The organism is Azospirillum oleiclasticum, assembly GCF_013423485.1.
GTDB classification, from domain to species: domain Bacteria; phylum Pseudomonadota; class Alphaproteobacteria; order Azospirillales; family Azospirillaceae; genus Azospirillum; species Azospirillum oleiclasticum.
Genome location: NZ_JABFFR010000047.1, coordinates 56,956 through 72,934, shown reverse-complemented (window position 1 = coordinate 72,934; position 15,979 = coordinate 56,956). Strand labels below are relative to the sequence as shown.

The 15,979-nt window shown below is 69.1% G+C and carries 17 protein-coding genes; 11 read left to right on the top strand and 6 right to left on the bottom strand.

All coding sequences use genetic code 11. From position 1 onward, the window contains the following. Window positions 1–115: 115 nt before the first annotated feature. Entirely contained in the window at window positions 116–1,687 is a 1,572-nt protein-coding gene (locus tag HL658_RS32155) for an ABC transporter substrate-binding protein (protein WP_180284847.1), read from the bottom strand. Between the two features lie 172 nt (window positions 1,688–1,859). Between HL658_RS32155 and HL658_RS32150 the strand changes: the two genes are divergently transcribed. Further along, window positions 1,860–2,654 (top strand): IclR family transcriptional regulator, encoded by a 795-nt coding sequence (locus HL658_RS32150; RefSeq protein WP_180284848.1) that lies wholly within the window; start codon window positions 1,860–1,862, stop codon window positions 2,652–2,654. Between the two features lie 36 nt (window positions 2,655–2,690). Here the strand turns inward: HL658_RS32150 and hmpA are convergent, their stop codons facing one another. Continuing rightward, window positions 2,691–3,866, bottom strand: coding sequence for an NO-inducible flavohemoprotein (gene hmpA / locus HL658_RS32145; protein WP_180284849.1), 1,176 nt, complete (start codon window positions 3,864–3,866; stop codon window positions 2,691–2,693). 132 nt (window positions 3,867–3,998) lie between these two features. Between hmpA and norR the strand changes: the two genes are divergently transcribed. Beyond that, entirely contained in the window at window positions 3,999–5,585 is a 1,587-nt protein-coding gene (gene norR, locus HL658_RS32140) for a nitric oxide reductase transcriptional regulator NorR (protein WP_180284850.1), read from the top strand. A gap of 16 nt (window positions 5,586–5,601) precedes the next feature. Here the strand turns inward: norR and HL658_RS32135 are convergent, their stop codons facing one another. The 4 genes from HL658_RS32135 to HL658_RS32120 all read right to left on the bottom strand — a co-directional run bounded on the left by HL658_RS32135 (window position 5,602) and on the right by HL658_RS32120 (window position 8,253). After that, complete coding sequence (locus tag HL658_RS32135; protein ID WP_180284851.1) at window positions 5,602–6,261, bottom strand: Crp/Fnr family transcriptional regulator; 660 nt, start codon at window positions 6,259–6,261, stop codon at window positions 5,602–5,604. A gap of 139 nt (window positions 6,262–6,400) precedes the next feature. Beyond that, window positions 6,401–6,556, bottom strand: a complete 156-nt coding sequence (locus HL658_RS32130) for a hypothetical protein (RefSeq protein WP_180284852.1) — start codon at window positions 6,554–6,556, stop codon at window positions 6,401–6,403. A 169-nt stretch (window positions 6,557–6,725) separates the two neighbouring features. Then, a complete protein-coding gene (locus HL658_RS32125; protein ID WP_180287703.1) occupies window positions 6,726–7,409 on the bottom strand; it encodes a cyclic nucleotide-binding domain-containing protein in 684 nt (227 codons plus the stop codon). A gap of 127 nt (window positions 7,410–7,536) precedes the next feature. Then, window positions 7,537–8,253 (bottom strand): Crp/Fnr family transcriptional regulator, encoded by a 717-nt coding sequence (locus HL658_RS32120; RefSeq protein WP_180284854.1) that lies wholly within the window; start codon window positions 8,251–8,253, stop codon window positions 7,537–7,539. A 228-nt stretch (window positions 8,254–8,481) separates the two neighbouring features. Between HL658_RS32120 and HL658_RS32115 the strand changes: the two genes are divergently transcribed. From HL658_RS32115 to HL658_RS32075, 9 genes are all read left to right on the top strand, one after another. After that, window positions 8,482–8,934: a c-type cytochrome gene (locus tag HL658_RS32115; RefSeq protein ID WP_180284855.1), complete on the top strand. Its 453-nt coding sequence runs from the start codon at window positions 8,482–8,484 to the stop codon at window positions 8,932–8,934. 16 nt (window positions 8,935–8,950) lie between these two features. Then, a complete protein-coding gene (locus tag HL658_RS32110) occupies window positions 8,951–10,300 on the top strand; it encodes a cbb3-type cytochrome c oxidase subunit I (protein ID WP_180284856.1) in 1,350 nt (449 codons plus the stop codon). Between the two features lie 87 nt (window positions 10,301–10,387). Beyond that, complete coding sequence (locus HL658_RS32105) at window positions 10,388–11,200, top strand: CbbQ/NirQ/NorQ/GpvN family protein (RefSeq protein WP_180284857.1); 813 nt, start codon at window positions 10,388–10,390, stop codon at window positions 11,198–11,200. Window positions 11,201–11,205: 5 nt separating this feature from the next. Continuing rightward, window positions 11,206–13,101 (top strand): nitric oxide reductase activation protein NorD, encoded by a 1,896-nt coding sequence (locus HL658_RS32100; RefSeq protein WP_180284858.1) that lies wholly within the window; start codon window positions 11,206–11,208, stop codon window positions 13,099–13,101. A gap of 159 nt (window positions 13,102–13,260) precedes the next feature. Then, entirely contained in the window at window positions 13,261–13,656 is a 396-nt protein-coding gene (locus HL658_RS32095; RefSeq protein WP_180284859.1) for a hypothetical protein, read from the top strand. Window positions 13,657–13,732: 76 nt separating this feature from the next. Next, on the top strand, window positions 13,733–14,263 hold the full coding sequence (locus HL658_RS32090; RefSeq protein WP_180284860.1) for a hypothetical protein: 531 nt from the start codon (window positions 13,733–13,735) through the stop codon (window positions 14,261–14,263). Window positions 14,264–14,317: 54 nt separating this feature from the next. Then, window positions 14,318–14,632, top strand: coding sequence for a hypothetical protein (locus HL658_RS32085; protein WP_180284861.1), 315 nt, complete (start codon window positions 14,318–14,320; stop codon window positions 14,630–14,632). Next, entirely contained in the window at window positions 14,629–14,952 is a 324-nt protein-coding gene (locus tag HL658_RS32080) for a hypothetical protein (protein ID WP_180284862.1), read from the top strand. The genes HL658_RS32085 and HL658_RS32080 overlap by 4 nt, the downstream gene beginning before the upstream one ends. Before the next feature lie 59 nt (window positions 14,953–15,011). Beyond that, entirely contained in the window at window positions 15,012–15,926 is a 915-nt protein-coding gene (locus HL658_RS32075; RefSeq protein ID WP_180284863.1) for a phage tail tape measure protein, read from the top strand. Window positions 15,927–15,979: the final 53 nt, after the last annotated feature.

The window sequence follows — 15,979 nt, the reverse complement described above, 5'->3', positions numbered from 1 at the left end:
CATCACCACCATCATGCCGGCCAGCCGGCGCGCGATGTAGACGAACATGGGGCGGGTCCTGGAGGTGGGCGGGGTTGACCCTCTCCCCGGTGGGGAGAGGGTCATGGTTCGGCGCTCAGTTCGCCAGTTCGGCGTTCCAGAAGAACGGCCAGGGCGTCGGCGTGTAGCCCTTCAGCTTGTCGGTGGCCGCAGCGAGGTTGTAGAAGTCGCCGACCTTGATCGTCGGCACCTCGCTGTAGAACAGGGACTGGAGCGTCACCCATTTCTGCTTGCGGGCGGCGGGGTCCTGTTCACGGTTGAAGGCGGCCAGCGCCTCGCGCTTGGCGGGGCTGTCCCACCAGCCGGGGTAGCTGGGGTTCAGCACGGTGATCAGCGACGGCTCCGGCACGAAGGTGTGGTAGGTGAAGAAGGAATCCCATGCCTTCTCATCGCCCCGGCGCTGCAGCAGCGTCGCCCAGTCCAGCACCTGGAGGTCCACCGTGAAGCCGGCCGCCTGGAGCTGCGCCTGGGCCACCAGGCTCATCTTGTACAGGAAGTCGTACTGGGTGGAGGTCATGATGCGGATCGGCTCGCCCTTGTAGCCGGCGGCCTTGGCGGCGTCGGCCGCCTTCTTCGGATCCTGCTGCGTGTAGGCCTTGGCGCTGGCGGCGTCGTAATAGACGGTGCCGGGGCCGTAGATGGAGCCCTCGTTGGCGATGAAGGCGGGATCGCCGAAGCCGGCCAGCATCATGTCGCCGGGCGTCACCGCCTGCAGGATGGCGGCCCGCAGCTTGGGGTTCGCCAGCACGCCGGTCTTGGTGTTCATGATCATCAGCGGGAAGCCGAAGGGCTTCACGATCACCGGCTTGACGTTCGGCGTGGTCTTGAAGCGGCTCTGCATCTCCGCCGGCAGGCTGTCGGCGAACTGGTACTGGCCGGCCAGCACGCCCGACACGCGGGTGGCGGCGTTGGGCACGGGGACGAAGCGCACCTCGCCGATCTTCGCCTCGCGCTTCCCGCCGTAACCACTGGCCGCCCCCGGCGGGGAGGCGTAGCCGTCGTGGCGGACCAGACGGATGTACTGGTCGGGCTTGTGCTCCAGGAGCTTGTAGGGGCCGGTGCCGGTCAGCGCCTTCAGCGGGTTGGCGCCGTCGATCACCGCCTTGGGCACCACGACCGCCGCACCGTTGTTCATCGCCAGCAGGGCGATGAGCGGGGCGTAGGGCTCCTTCAGCGTGATGACGACGGAAGTGCCGTCCTTGGCGGCGATGCCCTCGATCATCGCGGCGGCGGATTTGCCGCGCGGCGACAGCTTGGTCCAGCGCTCCAGCGAGGCCACCACGTCGTCGGCGGTCATGGCGCTGCCGTCGTGGAAGGTGACGCCGGACCGCAGCGGGATCGTGTAGCTCTTGCCGTCCGCCGACACCTGCGGCAGCGCCGAGGCCAGCAGGGGCACCGGCTTCCATTCGGCGTCGAAGGTGAACAGCGTCTCGAACACATGCTGGGTGATGATGCTGACGAGGTCGGCGGTCACGCCCACCGGGTCCAGCGTCGGCGGCTCGCCGATGGTCGCGACGGTGATGACGGAGCCGGGCTGCTGCGCCAGGACCGGGGTGGAGGACGCGGTCAGCATCCCCGCGGTAAGCATCCCAGCGGTCAGCGCCGCCCCGAACGTTGCGGTGAACAGACTGCGCGCGATCGGTTTCATCAGCCCCCTCCGTCGTTCGTCCGCTATCGGCCGCCGTCTCCGGCTTGTCCGATATTTCGGACTGTGATCTTGTATTTCGGACAAGAGAACGGTATATCGGACAAACACCGCTGGCAAGCCGAAAATCGGCGTGGTAAGCGATGCCATCGCGACGCACGGGGACAGGGCTTTCATGACGGACGGCAGGGCGGACGGCGCGGCGGACGTTGCAGCGGCCGGGCGCGCGAACGGGCGGGCCCGCGGCATCGACCGCGTGATCGCGCTGATGGAGCATCTGCACCGGCTGCGCACCCCGGCGCGCATCGCCGACATCGCCCGCGACACCGGCACCCCGCGCTCCACCGTCTACGAGCTGGTGAACACGCTGGCGGAGGCGCGCTGGCTGGAGCTGCGCGACGGCGACGGTGCCGTCTATTTCGGGCCGGCGATGCACTGGTACGGCAGCGACTATCTCGACAGCGTCGACCTGATCCGCAAGGCCCGGCCGGAGGTCACCCACCTCGCCGAGACGGTGGGGGAAACCGCGCAGTTCTGCACGCTGGAGGGGGACAAATATCTGGTGGTGCTGAACGAGCCCGGCCGGCGCATGTTCCGCATCAGCTCGGAGATCGGCATCAAGGTGCCGATCCCCTGGACCGCGTCCGGCCGGCTGCTGGTCGACCACCTGTCGCCGGACGAGATCCGCGCCTTCATCCCCGGCGCCGACTTCACCCTGCCCGACGGCCGCCGCATCGCCGAAGACGAGTTCCTGACCGACATCGCGCGGGCGCGCGCCGAGGGTTATGCGCGCACCACCGCGCTGGTCGACCGCTTCACCACCTGCCTCGCGGCACCCGTGCGCGACGCCGCCGGGCGCTGCATCGCCACCATCTGCTTCGTCGTGCCGGTCGACACGCCGGAGGCCGAGCAGACGCGCATGATCGACACGCTGAAGTCCAGCGGGGCCAAGCTGTCCGTCCCGCGCTGACCGCCCGGAACGCGACGGCCCGGCCCCGCCTCTGGGTCAGGCCAGCGCCTCCTTCGGCCCGAAGAATTCATGGACGATGGCGGAGGCCGGGAGGCCCAGAGCCGTCAGCGCCCCGATCACCGCCGCCATGAAGGGCTTCGGCCCGACGACATAGGCCGCGACACCGCCGTCCTTCGGCAGCAACCCGGCCAGCCGCGACTCGTCCAGCAGGCCGGTCATGTGCGGGCGGTCGCCCGGCAACGGGTCGGCGTAGCAATAGACGGGCGTCAGGGCGTCGTTCGCCGCCGCCAGCCGGTCGATGTGCCCGCGGAAGGCGTGCACCGAGCCGTTCAGCGCGGCGTGGACGTAGATCACCCGGCGCCCGGCAGCCAGCGCCTGCTCGGCCAGCGGCAGCGCCGGGGTCTGGCCGACGCCGCCGGTGATCAGCAGCAGCGTGTCCGCCCCGTCCTTCAGCACGAACTCCCCCGCCGGCGGATAGGCGTCCAGCTCGTCGCCCACGCGGGCACGGTCGTGCAGGTAGCCCGAGACGAGTCCCTGCGGTTCCCGCTTCACCGAAATCCGATATTCGCGGCCGTTGGGCGACGCCGACAGGCTGTAATTGCGGTGCACCGTCTCGCCATCGACGGTCAGCCGCAGGCCGAGATACTGGCCGGGCCGGAAGTCCATCACCGATCCGCCATCGACCGGGGCTAGCCGGAAGGAGGTGATGACGGCGCTCTCCGGCGTCTTCTCGACGATGCGGAAGCGGCGGGCGCCGCGCCAGCCGCCGGACAGGGCCGCCTTGCGGGCGTATTCCTTCTCCTCCGCCGCGATCAGCAGTTCGGCGAGCTGCCAGTAGGCGGCCCCCCAGGCATCGGCGATCTCCGGCGTCACCGCGTCGCCCAGCACCCGGCCGATCGCCTCCATCAGGCAGGTCCCGACGATCGCGTACTGGTCCGGGGTGATGTTGAGGGAGACGTGCTTCTGCACGATCCCCTCCACCGCCGGACCCAGCACCTCCAGCCGGTCGATGTTGGAGGCGTAGGCGATGATGGCGTTGGCCAGCGCCTCGGGCTGCGCGCTGTTGCGCTGGTGGCTTTGGTTGAAGACCGAGCGCACCTCGGGATGGCGCTCGAACATCAGGGGATAGAAGGTGCCGGTGATCCGGCTGGCGTGGGCGGCGACGACGGGCGCGGTGGCCTTGATCACGGCGGTCTGGGCGGGCGTCAGCATGAAGGGGCGATCCTTTTGCGCGGCATGATGTCGCAACAGTTGAGCAACCCCCATGCCAGGGCCGGCGCGCCTGGATTCCCGCGCGCGATGCGGGGGCTGTTGTCGAACGGACCACCGGCGGTATGATGTCGGATGGACAACGATGCGGTCGATTCGACAACAGCCCTTGGGCTGGACGAGGTGGCGCTGCTGCTGCGGGCGCTGGATGACCCGGGACGGCTGTGGACGCTGCTGCTCGAGCTGATGGCGTCCCATCTGCCCTGCGATGCCTGCGCCCTGCTGTGGCGGGACGACCGGGCGAACCGGCTCGTCCCGCTCGCCACGCGCGGGCTCAGCCCCGACACGCTCGGCCGGCGCTTCGCCCTCGACGACCACCCACGGCTGCGGGCGATCGCCGAAACCGGGGGCGCACCGCTGCGCTTTCCCGCCGACTGCGCGCTGCCCGACCCCTATGACGGCCTGATCCCGGATGCCGGCGACCGGCTCCACGTGCATGATTGCGTGGGCGTGCCGCTGTCGGTGCACGGACGGCCCTGGGGCATGCTGACGCTGGATGCGCTGAGCGAGGGGCGCTTCGACGGCTGCGAGGGGCGCATCGCCGCCTGGGCGCGGCTGGCCGCCGACGTCGCCGCGGCGGTGGAGCGCCGGTCCATGGCGGCGCCCTGGGACGGGGCGTCGGCCGGCTTCGACGACCAGCCGATCGGCGCCAGGCCCCTGGAGGACGTGCTGGATGCGTTCGGCGCCGGCCCGGCGATGGCGGCCCTGTCGATGGAGATCGACTCGGTCGCCGCCAGCGACCTCGTGGTGCTGGTGCTCGGCGAGACCGGCGTCGGCAAGGAGCTGGTGGCGCGACGGCTGCACCGCCGCTCCGGCCGGTCGGCCGGGCCGCTGGTCTACGTCAATTGCGCCGCCCTGCCGGAAGCGCTCGTCGAAAGCGAGCTGTTCGGCCACGCGCGCGGCGCCTTCTCCGGCGCGGTGACCGACCGGCTCGGCAAGTTCGAGCTTGCCGACGGCGGCACCCTGTTCCTGGATGAGGTCGGCGAGCTGCCGCTGCCGGTCCAGGCGAAGACGCTGCGCGCCTTGCAGAACGGCGAGATCCAGCGCGTCGGCTCCGACCGCCACATCACCGTGGATGTGCGGGTGATCGCCGCCACCAACCGCGATCTCGCGGCCGAGGTGCGCGCGGGACGGTTCCGCGCCGACGTCTATCATCGGCTCAGCGTCTATCCGCTGCGGGTGCCGCCGCTGCGCGAGCGCGGCAGCGAGATCCTGCGGCTGGCCGGTCTGTTCCTGGAGCGCAACCGTGCGCGGCTGGGGCTGCGCAACCTGCGGCTTTCCCCGGCGGCGGAGCGGTGGATGCTGGGCTACCCGTGGCCCGGCAATGTCCGCGAGCTGGAGCACGCCATCGGCCGCGGCGCCATCCGCGCCCGGGTCGCCCGCCCGGCCGAGGGCGGTGTGCTGACCCTGGAGCCCGCGGATCTGGGTCTGGCGGACGGCGCGCCGGACCGGGCGCCGCTTCCGGCGGCGGCCGTGGCACCGCCCGCCCCGGTCCCGCCGGCGGACGCGCGGCTGTCCGACGCGGTGGAGGCCCTGCAACGCCGGATGATCCGTGATCGCCTGGACCGCCACGACGGCAACTGGGCGCAGGCGGCGCGCTCCCTGGGGCTCGACCGCAGCAACCTGTTCCGTCTCGCCCGGCGGCTGGGGCTTCGCGACTGAAGCCGCGGGCCCTCCGTCAGCAGGCGCGGGCCAGCGGACGGGCGTCCGGGCAGGCGTGGCGCAGTTTGCCGAGCAGGCGCGACAGCGTTTCCGGCGCCACGCCGATGGCGCGCGCGATCACCACCTTCTTGTAGGGCAGCGCCCCGGCATCGACCTGCCGCGGCTCGATCCCGGTGCGTTCGAGGAAATGGGTCAGGCGCTGCAATGCGGGCTGCACCTGCAATTCCTCGATGTGGTCGGCGAACTGTCGGATGTGGCTGGACATGGAACTGGCGAAGTCCACGGCCGCCGCCCCCTGCACCCGCATCAGGGCGAGCAGTGCCGCGCGCGACCCCGTGATGACCCGCGCGCTGCCCACCGCACGGGCGCTGAAGGGGTTCGGACCGAAGGACAATGTAAGTCCGGACGAGAAGGCCTCCGCCCGGCCGACGATGCGGATCAGCGCCTCCTCACCGTCGGCGGTCGTCCGGTAGAGCTCAAGCGTGCCGCTGATCAGCACGAAGAACTCGTCCGTCTCGTCATCCTGGAGGAACAGGTCCTCGCCGGCGTCCAGCACCCGCAGACCCGCCGCACGAACCAGCCTGTCGAACGCGCGCTCATCGAGGGCGCGGAAGAACGGCTGGGTTCGGACGAAACCCACCGCTTCGGCATCGGGTCTGGCCAGTGTCGCGCCCATGATGGTCTCCTCCTTCGATCCTGCGGCGTGAGGATCGCTGGACGGGCCATCGTTGCGAATGAGCCAGATCAAACCTAGGTATGATTTTTGACGGTTGCTTGGAACTTAAGTACTAGATCCTGCCCGACTCCGGTCGCCCTCACTGCGCGAAGAACATGGCCGCCGCGATGACCAGCGCGACCAGCGTGACCAGCAGCAGACCGCCGGTGCCGAGCGCCTTCTGCCGGTGCAGCGCCACCCCGGTGGCGATGCAGGCGGCGGTCATCACGAGAAGGACGGCTTGAACCTGGGTCATGGCGTGTTCCGATGAAAGGACAGGCCCCGCACCGGCGGTGCGGGGCCCGGAAGTCGCAGCGTTCGCTCGAGAGAGATTGCGCCGTCGCGCGTTCCGGAAGGTCGGCGATGGCGCCCCCGGAAACCTTGACGATGGTCAAACACCGGCCGGTACGCCATGGCCGGACCGGTCAGCGTTCCGCTGCGGCGGCGCCCGCATCGAACCGGCGCAGCAAACCGAGGTCGGCGATCTCGACCACGCGGCCTCTGGATTGGACGCCGACCTCGCGCAGGCGGGCCAGCACGCGCGACAGGCTTTCCGGCTCCATGCCCAGGCGGCTGGCGATGACCGTCTTCTTCAACGGCAGTTCGAACACGGCACCGCCCTCGCCGTCCGGGGCCAGCTCGAGCAGGTAATCGACCACCCGGCGGATCGGCGGCGTCTCCTTGATCATCCGCAGCTCGCGGTCCAGCCGGCGGTTCCAACGGAACAGCGCCGCCAGGATGCGGCGCGCCAGATCCGGGTTTGCCCGGAGGCCGTCCAGGAAACCGGACGCCCGCACCCGCACGAGGTCGCAGGGCTCGATCGTCTCGGCACCGACCGGATAGACCCCGCTGGCGAACATGGCGGCCTCGGCGAAGCTCGACACCGGACGGATGATCTCGACGACGCTCTCCTTGCCGTCGGCGGTCAGCGCGAACAGCTTCACGCGGCCGTTGAGCAGGATGTGGAAGGCGTCGGCCGTTGCGCCGGCGTCGAACAGCACGGTGCGCGGCGGGTGCATCTCCACCGACGCCCCGTCCAGCAGCCGCAACACCGGAGCGGCCGGCACGCCCTCGAACATCGGCAGCGCCAGGATGGAACGCGGATCCAACCGGCGCCGCCGGCAGACGCGGTTGCGGCAACGGTCCGGAATCGGACCGGCGACGGGAACGGTGCAGACCTTCGCTGTGCAGAGCATGGCGTCTCGCATCGGGTTCGCTGGTGACGAGGGCTGTTGGTCACGGGTCGAGGGACGCCTCCGACTCCCGGCAGAAGCGGGCCAGCGCCGGAACATCGGCGATCAGGACCACCTCGTTGCGGCCGGTGGTCACCCCCTGCGGGCGCAACCTGGCGAAGGCCCGCGACAGGCTTTCGGGCTGCATGCCCAGCCGCTCCGCCAGCCGGTGCTTCTCGCAGGGAAGCACCAGGCGCTGCGGCCCGACACCCCCGGCACGACCCCGCGCCGCCGCCAGTTCCACCAGATAGCCGGCGAGACGCTGGGTGGTGGAGCGCAGCTTGATCTCGGTGATGCCGTGCACGGTCCGGCGCAGCCGTGCCGACGTGGCGGCGAGCAGGCCGAGCAGCAGGTCGAATCTTGCGGTGAGGTGGTTGCGGAAGGGTTCGGCCGCGATCGCCAGCGCGGCTCCGTCCGTCAATGCCAGCGCGCCGGCATCCGGACAGGCCCCCTCCAGCACGGATTCGATCCCGATCAGGTCGCCGACCGTGAAGGGCATGGCGTGCGGCCGCAAGGCATCCCACCGCCCTGGCCCGTCCACCGCAACCATGCCGTCGAGCAGGGCAAGCACCCGATCCGGCGGGGCGTCGGTGCCGAGCAGACGGTCGCCGGCGGCGAACGGCACCTTGACGCTGTAGCCGGCCAACCGTCGCCGGTCCTCCTCCGGCAACCCGGCAAGGATGGGAAGTCTCGCCAGCAGCGGCTCGATGTTCGCGTCCATGGGACCTCGGTTCCGGGGCTTCGGGGACCGTATGACCATAGGTCCGGCCGCCATGTCCGGTCTTGACCGCCGTCAAGGAAACGATGGGCCGCCGCGGTCATGAAGGGACACCCCCTGGCGATCCCGTATCCGCGCCCGCGACCGCCGCGTCAGCCGGCCCGATGGTCGCCCGAGGCATTCGATCATCACGGGGATGTCTGCCGCATCACTCGTACGAGGACACGACCGATGTCTGAACGATTCACCAAGGCGGCCGCGCGGAATATCTTCTTCGGCGGGTCGCTGTTCTTCTTCGTGGTGTTCGTGGGGCTGGTGGCCTACAGCCACACCTACGCGATCAACACCTCCACAGATGCCGCGACCCTGTCGGACGAGGTCGTGCGCGGCAAGCATGTCTGGGAAAAGAACGCCTGCATCAACTGCCACACGCTGATGGGGGAAGGCGCCTATTTCGCGCCCGAGCTGGTCAATGTGTGGGAGCGCTTCGGCGGCAAGGACGATCCCGAGGGTGCCCGCGACACGCTGAAGGCCTGGATGAAGGCCCAGCCCACCGGCATCGAGGGCCGCCGCCAGATGCCCCAGTTCAACCTGAGCGAACGCGAGTTGGACGATCTTGCCGCCTTCCTGCGCTGGGTGAACACCATCAAGGCGCAGAACTGGCCGCCGAAGCTGTCCGGCTGAGAAGGAACCCGATCCGATGAAGTACCAAACCCAAAAGGTCGCACTGGCCTATTTCGCCGTGGCGATGGGGCTGTTCGCGGTGCAGGTGCTGGGCGGTCTGCTGGCCGGCACCGTCTATGTCCTGCCCGGCACGCTGTCGGAGCTGGTGCCCTTCAACGTCATCCGCATGATCCACACCAACGCGCTGATCGTCTGGCTGCTGATGGGCTTCTTCGGCGCCGCCTACTATCTGGTGCCTGAGGAGGCGGAGGCGGAGCTGCACAGCCCGCTGCTGGCCTATGTCCAGCTCGGCCTGTTCACCGTGGGTGCGCTGGCCGCGGTCGTCGGCTATCTGTTCGGCGTGCACGAGGGGCGCGAGTTCCTGGAACAGCCGCTGTGGATCAAGGCCGCGATCGTCGTGGTGGCGCTGATGTTCCTCTACAACATCACCATGACGGTCATGAAGGGCCGGCGCACGGTGATCACCAACATCCTGCTGATGGGGCTGTGGGGCATCGCGCTGTTCTTCCTGTTCGCCTTCTACAACCCGGCCAACCTCGTGCTCGACAAGATGTACTGGTGGTGGGTCGTGCATCTTTGGGTCGAGGGCGTGTGGGAGCTGGTGATGGCCGCCATCCTCTCCTTCCTGCTGATCAAGATGACCGGCGTGGACCGCGAGGTGGTGGAGAAGTGGCTGTACGCCATCGTCGCGCTGACGCTGTTCACCGGCATCCTGGGCACCGGCCACCACTATTACTGGATCGGCCTGCCCGAATACTGGCAATGGATCGGCTCGCTCTTCTCGACGCTGGAGGTCGCACCCTTCTTCGCGATGGTCGTGTTCGCCTTCATGATGGTCTACAAGGGCGGCCGGCAGCACCCCAACAAGGCGGCCCTGCTGTGGTCGCTGGGCTGTGCGGTCTTCGCCTTCTTCGGCGCCGGCCTGTGGGGCTTCCTGCACACGCTGGCCCCGGTGAACTACTACACGCACGGAACCCAGGTCACGGCGGCGCACGGGCACCTCGCCTTCTACGGCGCCTACGTGATGATCAACCTGGCGATCATCACCTACGCCATGCCGCAGCTCCGCAACCGCGCGCCGTATCACCAGCTGCTCAACATGTGGAGCTTCTGGCTGATGTCGTCGGGCATGGCCTTCATGACCTTCGCCCTTACCGTCGCCGGCGTGGTGCAGGTGCATCTGCAGCGCGTGATGGGCATGGGTTACATGGAGGTGCAGGACCAGCTGGCGATCTTCTACTGGATGCGGCTGGGCTCCGGCGTGGCGGTGTTCGCCGGTGTCGTCCTCTTCCTCTACGCCATCTTCGGCCCGGTCGGCGCCCGCAAGCCCGCCGCCGTCGGCCACGGCCTGCAACCGGCCGAGTGAGCCGCTGCGGAGGTCGGGTCCGGACGCCCAGTCGCGGCACCCGGACCCGACCTCCGTCATTCTCCACACCGATTTCCGGAGCCCGCCATGAAACCCGCCGTGCTGGCCGCCATCGACGCGGCCGCCCCGCTGCCCTACTACCTTCCCGCCGGCGACGAGTGCGAGCTGTTCGAGCATGCCTTCCGCCACCAGCTCCCGCTGCTGCTGAAGGGGCCGACCGGCTGCGGCAAGACGCGTTTCGTGGCGCACATGGCGGCCCGTCTGGGCCGGCCGCTCCACACCGTCTCGTGCCACGACGACCTGACCGCCGCCGACCTCACGGGCCGCTACCTGATCAAGGGCGGCGACACGGTATGGGTGGACGGGCCGCTGACCCGCGCGGTGCGGGAGGGGGCCATCTGCTACCTCGACGAGGTGATCGAGGCGCGCAAGGACGTGACCGTCGTGCTCCACCCGCTGACGGACGACCGCCGCGTCCTGCCGCTCGACCGCACGGGCGAGCTGCTGGAGGCGCCGCCGGGCTTCATGCTGGTCGTCTCCTACAATCCCGGTTATCAGAATGTCCTGAAGGCGCTGAAGCCCAGCACCCGCCAGCGTTTCCTGGCGGTGGAGTTCGACTTCCCCGAGCCCGAGTTGGAGACGCGCGTGGTCGCCGCCGAGAGCGGCCTGCCGGAAGCGCGCGTGGCCGCGCTGGTCCGCCTTGCCGGGGCGCTCCGCGCCCTGAAGGGCCAGGACCTGGAAGAGGGGGTGTCGACCCGCCTGCTGATCTATTGCGCCACCCTCCTCCGCTCCGGCATCAAGCCGGACCGCGCCATCCGCACGGCGCTGATCGAGCCGCTGACCGACGATCCGGACGTGCGCGACGCGCTGCTCCGGGTCGCCCAGGTCACGCTGGGGTAAGGGCCATGCTCGCGCTGTTCGAACCGGAAGAGACCATCGGCCGCCTCTGGCACCGGCTGGTGGGGGAGCGCGCCAGCTACCCCCGTCATCCCGACGCCGCCGTGACGCTGGAGGCGCTGAAGCCGCGCCTTTCGGTGTTCTTCCGCGGGCTGGGCGGCGACCGCGGGGTGCGCATCGCCGCCGGCGCGCCGGGCGCCTCGGGCCACCGGCTGTCGCTGATCGGCCGCATCGGCCTTGGCGTCGAGCGGCTGGACCGCCCGACCCTGGACGGCGAGGCGCTGACCCTGCCTGAGCGGATCGAGCTGTTCCCCGACACCCGGCACAACGCCGCCCTTTACGAGTGGCTGGCCGCCTTCTTCGCCCACGCCGAACCGCCGGCGGAGCGCCCGGCCGACCCGCTCCAGGCCGACATCGTGGCGATCAGCGTGGCGCGTGACGCGACGCGGCGGGCGCTCGCCCGCTTCCCCGGCCTGCGGCCGCTGCATGCCGAACTGGTCACGGCGCTGGCGGCGATCCGGCCCGTCCGGCGACTTCCGGCGGCGGAGGCCTTGGTCGAATCCGCCATCAAAGCGCTTCTCGCCGACCCTTCAGCCGATGTTCCGCTGCCCGATCGCGGGCGCGCGGCCCCGGCCGACTACCACCCCTTCCTGCCGGTGCCGCTGTGGGGCGAGGCCGTGGGTGGTGCCAAGGGCATGGCGCCCGAAAGCTCGGCGGACGAGGAGACCGGCTCCGGCAACACCGCCGATGGTGACAACCGGCGCCGCAAGGCGACGCGGCGGGCGAACGACCGCACGCGGCGCGACGACCCGCTGATCCTGAACCGGATGGAGAAGATCCTCGGCATCGCCGAGATGATGAACCTCAACCGCAAGGTGGAGGACGACGACGCGGACGCCGCCAAGCAGGCCGCCGACGACCTGGACGAGATCGCCGTCGGCCAGCACGAGCGCAAGGCCGCGACCCGGCTGAAGCTTGAGCTCGAACTGGCCCCGGCCGCCGCCGACACCGGCGCCCTGGCGGGCGAGTTCACCTACCCGGAATGGGACTGGTCGCGCAGCACCTTCCACGCGGACCACTGCCGCGTGATCGCCGAAACCGCGGCCGAGGAGGGGGAGGACTGGGCCCCCGACGACGCCGCCCGGCGCCGCATCAACCGCGTCCGCCGGCAGTTCGAGGCGCTGCGCCCGAAGCGGCGGGTCTTCTCCGGCCAGCCGGACGGCGACGATCTCGACCTTGCCGCACTGGTGCGCACGCGCGCCGACCGGCTGGCCTGCGGCACCGCCGACGACCGAGTCTGGCTGCAGGCGCGCAACGCGTCCCCCGATCTGGCGGTGGCCGTGTTGCTGGACGCCTCGCTCTCCACCGATGGTTGGATCGGCAACCGCCGCGTGCTCGACGTGGAGAAGGAGGCGCTGCTGGCCCTGACCCACGGTCTGGCGGCCTGCGGCGACCGGCATGGGCTGTTCGCCTTCACCTCGCGCCGGCGCGACCAGGTGTGGGTGCGCACGCTGAAGGGCTTCGACGAGACGCACACCACCCGCGTCGCGCGCCGCATCCAGGCGCTGAAGCCCGGCCACTACACCCGCATCGGCGCCGCCGTCCGCCATGTGGCGGCACGGCTCGCGGAACGGCCCAACCGCCAGAGACTGCTGATCCTGCTGTCGGACGGCAAGCCCAACGATGTCGACCACTATGAGGGGCGCTACGGCATCGAGGACACGCGCATGGCCATCCGCGAGTCGCGGCGGGAGGGCGTCGCGGTGTTCGGCATCACCGTGGACGCCGAGGCCCGCGACCATTTCCCCACCCTGTTCGGCCGCGGCGCCTACGCCATCTTCCCCCATGTGGAGCGGCTGACCACCGCGCTGCCGGCGCTCTACCGCCAGCTCGTCCGCCGTTGACCGGACCCCGCGGCTGCGACCGCGGCGCGGCAGGTATCGAACGGATTCCCCGTCGGATATGTTACGGGATAATATTCTATCATCTGCTCCTATTTAGAGAAAACCGATTGCGTACGCCTCCTGTCGATGTAGAATGATCCGCAATAGGGAGGATTGTTCATGATTCACGACGGGATGATGCAACTTTTAAAGGATTCGCCTCTCCCGGTACCATCGTCAAACGTGTTTGTTCATCACATGCCCGGCGATGTTTCCGCCGGTCTTGTCGTGCGGACGGTGAAACCGCACCGGTGTGACGATCCGTTGGACGGCGAGATTCCGGGTTACCATCCAAACGTTGTGTTCGAATTGGCCGCGCGGGAGAGTTCCTACCCGGCGGTGATGGGCATCCTGGAAGCCGCGAAGACCGCGCTGACCGTCGTCAACCAGCCGGCCGGCACAGCCCACCACATCAACTACGCGCGGCCCTACCGCGAACCGGTGGTCGGCGCGCCGGATGCCGGCGGCGTCATCGAGGCGTCCATTCAAATGATCTGCAACTACATCGACACCTGACCGGCGGCCCCTACCCGTCGCGATCGGGGTCACCGCACATGCGCGATCAGCCAACCCGCACCAGGAAGGACCATCCATGCCGTCCGATGTCCGGAACGTGAAGCTCGGTGCCTGCAGGATTTCCTACAATGGCCAGGATCTCGGTTTCACCAAGGGGGGTGTCGAGGTCGAGGTGACCACCCAGACCAAGACGGTCGTGGTGGACCAGGACGGCACGTCGGCCGTCAACGAATTCATCACGGGGCGGGGCATCAAGGTCAAGGCGCCGCTGGCCGAAACCACCATCGACAATCTGGCGCACATCATGCCGGCCGCGGCCCTGACCGCGGGCGCCGGGGAGAATCCGCCCCGGCGTCTGAATGTGAGGGCCGGCACGGGAACCTCGCTCGTCGATGAGGCCCACCAACTGGTGCTGCATCCGGCCGCCCTGCCCGGCAGCGACACGTCGGAGGATCTGGTCATCCCGCACGCGGCGACGACCGGTGCCGTGACCTTCGCCTACAAGGCCGAGGAGGAGCGGATCTTCAAGGTGGAGTTCATCGGCTTCGCCGACCCGACCACGAAGCTGCTGTTCTTCATCGGCAACGAGAACGCCCCGGCCGCCTGAGCGCTGCGGCGCCGCCCTGTCCTCCCGATCCCGCCCCCCCACCCCGACGGCTCCATGACGAAGCTCCTCAACCTCGATGAACTGCCGACGGCTGCCGACGTGGCGATCGTTCTGAACGGACGGCGGCACGTGATGAAGCCGATGACGCTGGGGGACTTCATCCGCCAGCAGAAGGCGGCCGAAGCGCTCAAGGGCCAGAACAATGTCGCCGCCGAGATCGACACGCTGATCGGCGTGGTCGTCACCGCCTTTCCCACCCTGCCGCGCGACGAGGTGGAAGCGCTCGATCTCGGCCGGTTGAACGCGATCTTCGACTTCCTGGGCGCGCAGGGCCAGGCGCGGGCGGGGGCGCCCCAGCCGGGGGAATGAGCGGCGCGGGCGACGTCGAGGCCATCGACCTCGGCTACGTCGTCGCCCGCGCCATGCGCTTCTACGGCTGGACCTATTGGGAGGCGCTCGACACCCCCGTGCAGGCCTTCTGGATGCTGCATCGCAACATCGACCGGCTGTCCGCGGAGGAGGATCTGCGCGCGCTGGAGAACACCGCCGTCGCCACGCGGGCGTCGCCGGACATGGTGGAAGCGTACGAGGCTGAGCGCCGGAACAGGCTCGGGACGGTCGCGATCGAACGGCCGGTGTTCGACCGCGACGGGCTGAACGCGCTCAGAAGCATGACGAGAACCGTCTAGCACCGACCGCGGCGCCGATCCGGAACCGGTCGGCAACAGGGGCAAAGGAGCCGAAGGCGTTGGCTGCAATCAATGTTGAACTGAACCTGGATGGCGGGATCACCGGGCGCGTCAACGTCCAGGTCACGGACACGCCGGCAGCCGCAACGTCGACCGCGACAACCGCCACGTCCGCGGTCAACACCATGTCGTCATCGCTGGCGGCCCTCATGGAACCGCTGCGACAGCTTCTCGATAGGCTGCAACGACCTTCGGGGGCGATAGCCCCGCCCGGCGGCCCCACCCCGTCACCCGGTGCAGCGGTGGCGATGGTCGCCGCGGCCGGTCAAGGGGCCCGCGTCCAGGCAACGGCCTCAATCGGCAAGCCAGCAGAGGAAAAGAAGGAAGATTCGCAATTCACGAACAAACTGAAAGAATTGTCCAATTTCAAAGACGCAATAGACAAGCTATCCGCCGGATGGCTCGACGGTTTGTCGAACAAGATGACAGAGTTTATTACAAAGGGAAAAGTCAAATGGAAGGATTTTTTTGATTCGATCGTGAATGGCCTAATCAAGACTGGGGTGAATTCGATCCTGGGCAAGGCCATCTCGTGGATCGGCGACGTTTTCAAGATCGCGCACACCGGCGGCATCATCGGGGCCGATCAGCTACCGTCCCGCGGAGCGCTGTTCGCCACCGCCCAGCGCTTCCACGAGGGCGGTTTCCCCGGTCTTCAGTCCGACGAGGTGCCGGCCATCCTGCGCCGTGGCGAGGGCGTCTTCACGCCCGAGCAGATGAAGGCGCTGGGCGGCGTCGGCAGCCAGCAGTTCAACCAGACCGTCAACATCACGGTCGCCGGCTCGGCCGGCACGCCGGAGCAGAACCGCGACCTCGCCGACCAGATCGGCCGGCAGCTCCACGACGAGATGCGCGGGCTGGTGCTTCAGGAGATGCGGCGGGAGATGCGCCCGGGCGGGATGCTGAGGTCCTAGGCCGCTCCCATCGCTCGGCCCCCGCCCGTTTCCACCGATCGCTTCCGAGGTGA